Origin of the sequence: Brucella sp. NBRC 113783 (assembly GCF_040372265.1) — a bacterium.
In the GTDB taxonomy this organism is placed as follows: domain Bacteria; phylum Pseudomonadota; class Alphaproteobacteria; order Rhizobiales; family Rhizobiaceae; genus Brucella; species Brucella teleogrylli.
The window spans coordinates 41,904-48,847 of record NZ_BAABRX010000017.1 but is presented as its reverse complement, the minus strand read 5'-3'; the positions used below and the strand labels follow the sequence as shown (position 1 = coordinate 48,847).

Genomic DNA, 6,944 nt, shown 5'->3' with positions numbered 1-6,944 from the left:
TCTCGCCAAGGACTTCGAACAAACCATCGCCTCAGCAACCGCCTGGCTGTTCATCGCATCAATCCAGCTCTTCACACGCCGTATCGCAAGAGCATGAAATTACACGAGATAGTTTTGAATCAGACTCATAGCAATCTTCAATAGCATTGAGGAATAGTCTCATATTAACTTGAGGCAATTTTATTGTTTTAGATGAAAATAGGTTATTCTCAGTCTTCGTGACCTGTGGAGCTTCAACCCATTCCGCTTTAAATCTTCGCATATAAAATCTCCTACTGTGGATACTCCATAGTGAGCCGGTTCCTTCCGATGAACTGACGTTAAGGAAGGCGACCAGCAAGCGACAATGCGTACCGCAGCCCGCGAGCAGCCTCTCCCGGCATCATTAAGGCCGAACGAACTGAGTGGGCCAGAATCTGCGCGAAGGCGAGCGCCACGGCATCCCGTTCACGGGAAGCTGCGAAGAAGGAAGCCTTACGGAAAACCACTCCAAAGAGTGCTCCCCGCTGTAGACCGATCTCGAAACGGAAAAGCGTCTTTGACGGGCCATTGGCACCGAGCTGCTGCGCCGCGTCCGCCGCCAAGCCTATAAAGATCGGTAGCGCAAATTCAGGACTGCACCAGACGGCAGAGCACGTGTTACCGAAAGGCGGCCTCGTGGTCGCCAGCGCAGACGCCTTCTGCACTTCCGGTTCGCATTTATCGAGAACTCCTTGCATCATCCGCTTGAACATCTCTTCTTGCAGATGCACCGGTTCATCCTCCGGCCGTGACGGGGGCTGACGCGCGGCAAGGATACTCCCTATGGTTTCTTCAACCACGAGCCTCGACAAATTCGAGCAAGCGAACTCTTCACGAGACAAGGCCTGCATCAGACGCGGTATCTCCCCCGAAATCCGAGCCTGATAATCAACCGCATCAGCGTATCTCGCGGTGTGAACCCGGTAATTTTCGCATATATCGCGAGCAGAATGTAAATCACCCAAAAGGCGATAAAGAACATCCATAAATTGATTTTGGTGAACTGCCAGATCATCCCGAACAGTATGAATGTCGGCCCGATCAACATCACCGTACCATGCAAACCGAGAATCCCATTCAGCGGCTCACCAGTGAACCGCCAATTGTCACTCGTGTAACTAACGATCTCATCAGCCATTGTGCGCCACCATGTTGTTGCAGCCGCGCGGCCAGCAGCGCAGCTCTCCTACGTCGAGATGGGTGAAAGTCGAATAGAACCCCACTCCACCACCTTTGAAAGCAAGTCCAGCTATCCCGATGGAGCGCGCGGGATAGCCCGGCACCTTGAAGTCACCGGCTCGGCCGTAGAGATGTTGCGAATTTCGCGCCGCTCCCTCTATGCTGGAATTGTGCACTGGCGTCCGATACCCACTGGTCAGGATAAAGGGCAGCATGGAGCCGTGGATCGTCGCCATCGTCGACTGCACCGATGACACAAAATCAAGCAGCGCAGGATCAATCCATACCGCTTGATCTGCATCGGCCACGTCTCGCCAGAACCATGACAGCTCGGCAAGGGCATCTCGATAATAGCCTTCCTCCGTCCGATATTTCACCGCCATGCTCTCGCCGGTCGCCTGCCGGTAGAGCTGGAGGGTGCCGAAACCGTGAGTTCTCGGGTCGGAGGCTTCCCGTGCAGCCTTCTTTGCTTCCTCGTGTAGCCGCTTGTCATCGGCCGATAACTCTGATGACTCTTCGGTTTCGGGGATCTGGTCTGTCCCACTTTCGGGCGACAGTCGGTTTACTTTTTCAGCAGCGAGTTTCTGCTCTTCACTCGTCTGCGGGAGCGGATTGGCTGCTATCATAGATGGCATGCTACCCACCGTGACAGTGCCGATCCCGCCGACCACAAATGCTCGCCGCGTGAGGCTGATCATGAGAGCACCCTGTCAGTGCGCGGTACGCCATAGCGCCGCAACACCTTCTGCGCCACGTCTTCATCAATCTCACCGGCTTTGAAACGTTCGCGCACGCTGTCGCGCATCGACTTTCCGCTTTTGCGGGATCGCATCAGTTCCGACAGATATCCAGATGATCCGAGGAAGCCTACCTTGATCAGCTCTTGACGAATTTCGTCGTCCAAGATCACCCACTCGCGCATGCAGACGCGCCCGCCTGACCGGTTGCGGACGAGCACCTGAGAGACAACCATGTGCGTCGTCGCCACTGCCATCTCGAAAGCCTGACTCTGCTGTTCGCGCGGAAACTTTCCGACGATACGCTGAATCGACAACGCGGCAGTGTTTGAGTGGACGGTCGTATAGACGGCATGGCCAGTATTGGCCGCCTCCTGTGCTGCTGCCATCGTGTGGTAATCTCGCTGCTCGCCAATCACGATTAGCCGAGGCACGCGGCGCATAGCCTCTTGAATGCCTTTTTCGAAGCTTTCAAAATGCGTTGGAATTTCAGATTGGGCAATCACGCATCGATGTGACGAAATCGAGTCGAAAAGGAACTCAATCGGCTCTTCCAGCGTCACAACGTTGCCTTCAATCGCGGTGTCTTCCTCCATTACCCGGCGCAGGAGAGCCGCGAATGTCGTCGTCTTTCCTGATCCAGTTGGGCCGGACAGAATCACCGCCCCCATCTCAGGCGTCGATTCCGCAATAATATCTTCTTCGAGCTGGATATCGGATACGGTAGGAGGGTTAGCCGGAATGTATCGGCAGACCATCTGACCGCCTTGTCCGGCACCATAAGAGCAAGCCGAGACGTTCACGCGAAAGCGATAGACCTTCGGCTCACCATATTCGTCTCGATCACTGCGGTCGCGGACATCAATGCGCCTGTTGAACGCGCGGCCTCCTGCAAGGCGAATTTCGATATCACCGCCGCCGCCCGTGATCTGCTTTGCGGCTCGAATGAAATCGGAGTTGTCGTAAGTCCACTCTGTCAGCGCGATGTAAGAACCGCGCAGGTTCATCATGATGGGCAAACCAGTCTGGAAGATCACATCCTGACAGCCCTTTTTGGCCGCATAGGCGAGGACCCGCATGATGTCCTCTGACGATTCCGTCATCCGGTAGGCCTGCGACAAGTCACGTGCACCAGTCCACAGGCCCAGAGGAGAAACGTCAGGATTATACTGGTCCATGTCCGGTCCCCTATTTGGTCGATGATTTGGTTGCTCGGGGTGCTTGTGCCAGTCCCCGAACTGTCACATCAGCCGAACCCACCGGGAAGGCATCTGCGCCAGCTCCAGCTTTGAAACGGGGTGACACGGTGAGCTGAATGCGCTTCAAGCCGCGCAAAGCGACCTGACCGTCCCGGCTCACAACGAGCGCCTTACCGTTCATAACAGTCTGTGGAAGGGATATTGCGCCTTTCCGAGCTAGATCGTGAAAGCGCACCATTCCTTCAAAATCGCGGCGCATGCGGCGCTCGGCTTCCTCGAAATAAGCCCGCGCCTCCTTGATCCCAACAGCCTGACCGCTCTTGTAAGAGCCGTCCCACACCTTCTGATCCTTTTCAGTGCGGGGCCGCAGGGCGATGCCGTTGTAGGGATCGGACTGCATATGCAGATAGGTGCGCCATGATGGGGGTTGTGCAGTAAGCCGGGCCTGCGAATAGATCTCGAACCTACCGAGCGTAAGGTCGAGAACATTCGGCCCGTTTCTCTCGACGCGATCTCCGGTAAGTACCACCACAGGCGGCACAACATACTTGTTGATCATAAGCTGTGCGAATGGATACGTGCTATCGAGCCATGCACTCTGTTTTAGGAGCGCCGCATTGATCCGCTCGGCTTCCTGCGCATAGCCATCCCTTATTCCGGCCGTGCGTGCCGTCCTTTCCACCAGTTCGTCACGCGCTGGACCTTGGCCCGCCAGACCGGAACCGGGAGGCACCTGCGGCCCTCGCCATGTCGGCGTTTGACCGCGAAGATTGACCGCCGGATCAACCTCGATCCGTTTGTCTGCCCCCTGCCCTGCGGTGATCATTTCTCCGGTAGAAGGATCGCGAACAACACTTTGACCCGGCATGCCGGGACCAAGTGCAGTTGGCCCCTGATCCATCTGCGGATAGCCCGGTGGGTAGCCCATCGGAGGATAACCGGGATAGACGGGCGGATAGCCCATCGGCGGGTATCCGGGGTAGACGGGCGGATAGGTAGGATAAGCGGGATATGCGGGATAAGCCGCAGCTCCGGCATTCGGCACGTTGGAGTAGACGTTCTGCCGAACCGGCGACTGTTCTTCTTGTGCTCTGGCTGCTGACAAGGCCGTCGCCGAAATGCTCGCCGCCAGCGCCATCACAATGCCTAACCGACCCATTTAATCTTCCTTCCGACCATCTCGATAACCGCCGAACCGGCGACGAAGCTCGGCTTCTTACGGCGCTGTGCGTTTGCATGCTCTCGCTTGTACCCGGCGAATGCCAGCCGCGCGATCTCTGTGCCTCTCAGCAGAGGCGGAAGCCCCATGACATAATCGTGGAGTGTTTCACCGAGATAACCCGGAGAGATCGTCACCACGATTGGTTCGCTGTCCTGCTCGGCCGCCATCAGTCCACTACTCTGCCCCAACGATTCCCGCTTTTGAGAAGTCCTCGCACTATACTCATTTCACATTGTTTCGCAACGCGCGTATCAATGTGTTTCTTAGAAATCATTCCTGTCGAAAGCGCCGTCGCATGTCCGCCTCCGGCATAGATACGTTTGCATTCCTCGCCGAGCGCTTTTTGTACGAATGAAGCCCCGAACTCTCGCCATGCCTTATGGCGGGCGGCATCAATGAGACCAGTCACGTCACGCTCGATTCCACTGACTAAGGTGGTACGTGATCCCATCGTCTCCGAAACGCCCACTACCGGTTCTTCAAACTGTTCCTCAATGGCACTGATGGCTGCGCGCTCGACATAAAAATCTGCTGCGACGGAAGCCTCTGGCAGAGGATATCCTTTTGATAAGTTCAGACGCGCATATCGCCATTCACGCGCCCCACAATCGACACACGCCAGAAAACCGTCGGGGGGCACCGATTTGTCGTCAGGCTCCCCACGCATATCCAAAAGGACATCCGCTGCAAGCGCTGTTGCAGACCCCATTACCCCAATACGGCCAGCGCTTATCACGTTGCTAGCACGAGGTCGGGCTGTCTCAAGAGCATACCGCACGCTGTCGGCAAATGGGGTAAGCGTTGGCTCTGAAACATTCACCATCAGAACGTCGCATTGAGGCTCGCCTAGTTTGGAAAAGGCGGCGGATAGAAGTGCGCCTAACTTCTCCTGCGGTGACAATGCCCCGGCAAGCTCGCCCGTCACAAAACCGCGATATTCTGATCGATCTCCGACGCGGGCGATATCGTCACCGATAACCACATAACAGGGCAATTCGCTGCCGCTGCTATGTGCTCTCTCACCCAGCGATATTCGGGTTGGAAACGTGACACGCCGCGCGTGACCTTTTCCACTTACCATCGCCTTTGTGCTGAGTGAACCGATATCGACCGCGACCGTTACCAGACGGTCAGCCATGTAGCTGCCCCATCAGGAATTGGCGGTGTCTGCCGGTGCAGGCGGGTATTCTTCGGAGGGAGGGGCGACCTTGGGAACCGAAAGTGTCGTGCGGTTCTCTTCCAGTGTCTTCTTCACGAACGAATCTGTGCTGGTTTGCCCGGTGGTCTGGCATCCGGCAAGTGCCAGCGCCAGTAAAGCGATAGCTGCTGAAAATCGCATTTCTCAAACCTCTCCATGAGCTGCATTACACATTGTTATGCACACAATTTTTCAAAATGAAAAGCGCGAAAAAGCCACATGCAATAATGATATTGCACGCGCAATGAACGAACAGCGCTTGCATTAACCGCCTTGTGGATGATATGTGCATTATTGCATCGATACGTAAACGTAGGGGATAGAATGGAACTCGCAGTTAGGACAGAACGCGCATACCGTCGTGCTGGCCTGCGTTTTGACCGGGTTCTAGCGGAGGAAAATGTTTCTCCGAGTGCGACGGAATACGTCCGCGTCTTGACAGCCAGTGGTCGTCAATTATCAGCGTCGAGTTGGCGTTTCCTACGCGCGGCAATCAAGTGGTGGATTGGCGTGCATCATGGCTCCGAGGAAGCAGAGCTATTCACTCGATTATTCGCCGCTACCAAGCCCACACCACTGAAAACAAAACGACCTCCAAAGAAGCTGCCGCAACCGCTGGCCAAGCGTCTAGTTGATGCGTTAAGAAACACGCCAAAAGGGCGCAATAAACGCATCGCTGCGGACATGCTGATTGCGGGTCCAATAGTAGGATTAAGGCCGTGCGAATGGGCGCGCGCAGAACTTCACGGGGATGTTCTGCGCGTTCAAAACGCTAAGTATCGACCGGGAATTTCGGGCAACGGTCCTTACCGCGAATTGATTATAAATTGGGAGATTTTGACGCAGGAGCAGATTCAGTCAATTCGCCGCCTCTTGAACGATCTAATGGGCGCGGATTGGGAGCGGATCGGGGGGAATATCAGGCGCGCTTTCAATAACGCAAAGAAACAATTGAAGGCCGCTGGATCGATCACCAAGGGTCAGTCTCGAACTCGTATTTATGAGGCGAGACATCAGTTTTCTGCCGACGCAAAGAAAACGCTTGATTATGCCCGTGGCGAGGTTGCCGGAGCGATGGGCCATAGGGCTGCGACCACTGCGCATGTCGCATACGGCAATAGGAGTAAAGCCAGAGGCTCATTGCCTGTTAAGCCCAGTAGTGAAAGCGTTGCTGCTGTCTCTCCAAAATCGGTTATGAAGCTCGCATCAGCGCTCGCAAAAGCTGCCGCATTTAAGCTTGAGCTTGGTGCATCAAAGGCTGAGAGCAGTCACGGAAAAATGGTAGCCCCAGCGCCGTCTAAGTCGGGGAATATTGATAGTCCAAGGCCGCTGAATGGAATCAAGAATGGGCGATATAATGGGGGGCCAAATACCTCCTAATCGCCGCA

Annotated in this window: 9 protein-coding genes and 1 pseudogene; 2 read left to right on the top strand and 8 right to left on the bottom strand. The window is 55.4% G+C overall.

All coding sequences use genetic code 11. From position 1 onward, the window contains the following. Positions 1-97 (top strand): annotated as a pseudogene (locus ABWW11_RS24465) (IS5/IS1182 family transposase); the annotation flags it as partial. Between the two features lie 223 nt (positions 98-320). Here the strand turns inward: ABWW11_RS24465 and ABWW11_RS24460 are convergent. From ABWW11_RS24460 to ABWW11_RS24425, 8 genes are read right to left on the bottom strand one after another with little or no spacing between them, the layout of a single operon-like run. Then, positions 321-872 (bottom strand): hypothetical protein, encoded by a 552-nt coding sequence (locus ABWW11_RS24460; protein WP_125271606.1) that lies wholly within the window; start codon positions 870-872, stop codon positions 321-323. Then, on the bottom strand, positions 872-1,159 hold the full coding sequence (locus ABWW11_RS24455; RefSeq protein WP_125271605.1) for a hypothetical protein: 288 nt from the start codon (positions 1,157-1,159) through the stop codon (positions 872-874). Before ABWW11_RS24455 ends, ABWW11_RS24460 begins: the two co-directional genes overlap by 1 nt. Next, a complete protein-coding gene (locus tag ABWW11_RS24450) occupies positions 1,152-1,898 on the bottom strand; it encodes a YcbK family protein (protein ID WP_125271604.1) in 747 nt (248 codons plus the stop codon). Before ABWW11_RS24450 ends, ABWW11_RS24455 begins: the two co-directional genes overlap by 8 nt. Then, positions 1,895-3,115: a type IV pilus twitching motility protein PilT gene (locus ABWW11_RS24445; protein WP_125271603.1), complete on the bottom strand. Its 1,221-nt coding sequence runs from the start codon at positions 3,113-3,115 to the stop codon at positions 1,895-1,897. The genes ABWW11_RS24450 and ABWW11_RS24445 overlap by 4 nt, the downstream gene beginning before the upstream one ends. Positions 3,116-3,125: 10 nt before the next feature. Beyond that, positions 3,126-4,295 carry a type IV secretory system conjugative DNA transfer family protein gene (locus ABWW11_RS24440; RefSeq protein WP_172965738.1) on the bottom strand — a complete coding sequence of 390 codons (1,170 nt, stop codon included), beginning with the start codon at positions 4,293-4,295 and terminating at the stop codon, positions 3,126-3,128. After that, complete coding sequence (locus ABWW11_RS24435; RefSeq protein ID WP_125271602.1) at positions 4,283-4,525, bottom strand: hypothetical protein; 243 nt, start codon at positions 4,523-4,525, stop codon at positions 4,283-4,285. The genes ABWW11_RS24440 and ABWW11_RS24435 overlap by 13 nt, the downstream gene beginning before the upstream one ends. Further along, complete coding sequence (locus ABWW11_RS24430; protein ID WP_125271601.1) at positions 4,525-5,496, bottom strand: acetate and sugar kinases/Hsc70/actin family protein; 972 nt, start codon at positions 5,494-5,496, stop codon at positions 4,525-4,527. The genes ABWW11_RS24435 and ABWW11_RS24430 overlap by 1 nt, the downstream gene beginning before the upstream one ends. 12 nt (positions 5,497-5,508) lie before the next feature. Then, positions 5,509-5,697 (bottom strand): hypothetical protein, encoded by a 189-nt coding sequence (locus tag ABWW11_RS24425; protein WP_125271600.1) that lies wholly within the window; start codon positions 5,695-5,697, stop codon positions 5,509-5,511. A 183-nt stretch (positions 5,698-5,880) separates the two neighbouring features. Between ABWW11_RS24425 and ABWW11_RS24420 the strand changes: the two genes are divergently transcribed. After that, positions 5,881-6,936, top strand: a complete 1,056-nt coding sequence (locus ABWW11_RS24420) for a hypothetical protein (protein ID WP_125271599.1) — start codon at positions 5,881-5,883, stop codon at positions 6,934-6,936. The last annotated feature ends 8 nt before the right edge of the window (positions 6,937-6,944 follow it).